Annotated in this window: 3 protein-coding genes; all 3 read right to left on the bottom strand. The window is 72.3% G+C overall.

Annotation, left to right across the window (positions count from 1 at the left end; genetic code table 11):
- Window positions 1-181: 181 nt before the first annotated feature.
- Window positions 182-955, bottom strand: a complete 774-nt coding sequence (locus Q0112_RS00610) for an SDR family NAD(P)-dependent oxidoreductase (protein WP_297970163.1) — start codon at window positions 953-955, stop codon at window positions 182-184.
- A gap of 25 nt (window positions 956-980) precedes the next feature.
- Window positions 981-1694, bottom strand: a complete 714-nt coding sequence (locus tag Q0112_RS00605) for an SDR family oxidoreductase (protein WP_297970162.1) — start codon at window positions 1692-1694, stop codon at window positions 981-983.
- Window positions 1687-2329 (bottom strand): class II D-tagatose-bisphosphate aldolase, non-catalytic subunit (locus Q0112_RS00600; RefSeq protein WP_297970160.1); only part of this gene is annotated, 643 nt, incomplete at its 5' end. The genes Q0112_RS00600 and Q0112_RS00605, both read right to left, overlap by 8 nt.

The following is a 2329-nucleotide window of genomic DNA, read 5'->3' as shown; positions in this document are numbered from 1 at the left end:
TCCCATCACCCGCTCCAGCGCCCGTTCCATCCAGTTGAATTCGTTATAGGAATTCCGGCGGCCTTCGTTGCAGCGGCCCCGGCGGATCGCCGTAGGCCTCGGATTTGTAGCCCGAGAAAGAGCGCCCATCATCGAACGTGGATGGCAGGCGTGCTCGGCGGTGGGCGCGGACTTCCAGTCGTCACCAGCAGGTGAAGCCGGCGTCGACCGGGAGGACGGCGCCGGTGACGAGGCTGGCGGCGTCCGAGGCGAGGAAGAGGACGGCGGCGGCGACCTCGTCGGGCTTGCCCATGCGGCCCATCGGGGTGTCGGCGAGCCAGCGGGGGATGCGCTCGGCGTTCTGCGGGTTGGCGGTGACGAGCGGGGTGTCGATGTAGGTGGGGGCGACGGCGTTGACGCGGACGCCCTTCGGCGCCCATTCGGCGGCGAGGCAGTGGGTGATGTGGTGCACCGCGGCCTTGGAGACGTTGTAGGCGGCCTGCGGCGGCAGGCGGTTGCAGATGAGGCCGGAGATCGAGCCGAGGTTGACGATGGCGCCGCGCCCCGAGGCGAGCATCGGGCGGGCGAAGGCCCGGCAGCAGAAGAAGACGCCGTTGACGTTGACGTTCATCGTGCGCTGCCAGCTCTCGTCGGTGACCTCCTCCGAAGGGATGCCGGTCTCGCCGATGCCGGCGTTGTTGACGAGGATGGTGGCCGGGGTGCCGCGGGCGGCGAGTTCGTCGGCGATCGCGGTGACTCGGGCGCTGTCGGCGACGTCGCCGATCAGGAGCTCGGCCCGGTAGCCCTTGGCGGCGAGCTCGGCCTGGCCTTCGGCCCCGATGGCCTCGTCGCGCTCGATGAGGACGACGCGGGCGCCGGCTTCGGCCAGCGCCTCGGCGCAGCAGAGGCCGATGCCGCGGCCGCCGCCGGTGACGACGGCGGTCTCGTTCCCGAGGCGGAAGCGGTCGAGGTACATGGGGCCTTCCTTCAGATGTCCTGGCTCAGATGTCCTGGCTTTGGGGCAGGATGACGAGGTCGCGGATGGTGACGCCGCGCGGGCGGGTGAGCATGAAGTGCACCGCCTCGGCGATCTCCTCGGGCTCGATGAGGCTGCCGTTCGCGATCGCCTTCTCGAGGTTCTCCTTCGGCCAGTCCTTGAGCAGGGCGGTGACGACGGGGCCGGGGGCGATGGCGCCGACGCGGATGCCGTGCCGGGCCACCTGGCGGCGGACGGTGTGGACGAAGGCCTGCACCGCGTGCTTGGAGGCGGTGTAGATCGGCTCCCAGGGGACGGGGACGTGGCCGGCGACGGAGCTCGTCACGATGATGTCGCCGGTCTTGCGCTCGACCATGTGCGGCAGGACGGCGCGGACGGTGCGGAAGACGGCGTTGACGTTGAGCGAGAGCATGCGGTCCCAGGCGTCGGGGTCGCTCTCGAGGATGTCGCCGCCGATGTAGGCGCCGGCGTTGGCGTGGAAGACGTCGAGCTGGCCGGCCTCGGCGAGGATGGCGGGGAGCATGCCGGCGACGCTCTCGGGGCTGGTCAGGTCGACGCGGAGGTGGCGGGCGTTCGGGCCGAGGTCGGTTTCGGGGGCGGCGCGGTCGATCAGGAAGACGCGGGCGCCGGCGTCGAGCGAGCGGCGGGCGCAGGCGAGGCCGATGCCGGAGGCGGCGCCGGTGATGGCGACGACCTTGCCCTTCAGCGAGTCATCCATGCGCGGTCTCCCTGGTGGCGGCGTGGTACTGGGCGAGGACGCGCTGGACGGCGGCGAGGAGGAGCGCGTGCGGCGTCGGGCCGGCGAGGCCGGGGAGGTACTGGCTGAGCAGCGTCTCGGGGAGGCGCCGGCCTTCGAGGCGGGCGAGGAGGCGGGCGACGGGCTCGGCGGCGGCGGGCCAGTAATAGCGGATGCGGTCGAAGTAGGAGAAGTGGCGCTGGATGCGCTGCTCGTCGGGGGTGCCGGGGTAGTATTTCGCCCAGTGCTCGGGACGGGCGAGCATCAGGGCCTCCATGGCGGGCTGCAGCGACGGCGGGCGGCCGTCGAGGGCGCTGGCGATATGGTCGAGGCCGTAGAGGGCCTCGCGCAGCGCGAAGGTGAGGCCGGGGCCGACCTTGAGGATGGCGAAGCCGTCGCGGACGAGGGCGGCGAGGGCCTCCGGGGTCTGGTAGTCGGTGGAATGGGCCTCGAAGACGAAGCCGGGCAGGCGGTCGAGGACGGCGGAGAGGGCGCGGGCCTTCTCCGGCGCGTAGGGGACGACGCTGTCGTGGCCGAACTCGACGCCGGGCTGGACGACGGCGGCGACGGCGCGGGCGAAGGCGGCCTCGAGGCCGAGGGCGGCGAAGGCCCGGCGG

Origin of the sequence: uncultured Amaricoccus sp., assembly GCF_937858865.1 — a bacterium.
Taxonomy (GTDB): Bacteria; Pseudomonadota; Alphaproteobacteria; order Rhodobacterales; family Rhodobacteraceae; genus Amaricoccus.
Note: the sequence above shows the minus strand (reverse complement) of the source record. Positions and strands in the feature narration are given on the sequence as shown.

What these genes read in the sequence shown, in the direction of transcription:
- Q0112_RS00610 (WP_297970163.1), bottom strand. Translation starts at nt 955, where the DNA reads ATGTACCTCGACCGCTTCCGCCTCGGGAACGAGACCGCCGTCGTCACC.
- Q0112_RS00605 (WP_297970162.1), bottom strand. Translation starts at nt 1,694, where the DNA reads ATGGATGACTCGCTGAAGGGCAAGGTCGTCGCCATCACCGGCGCCGCC.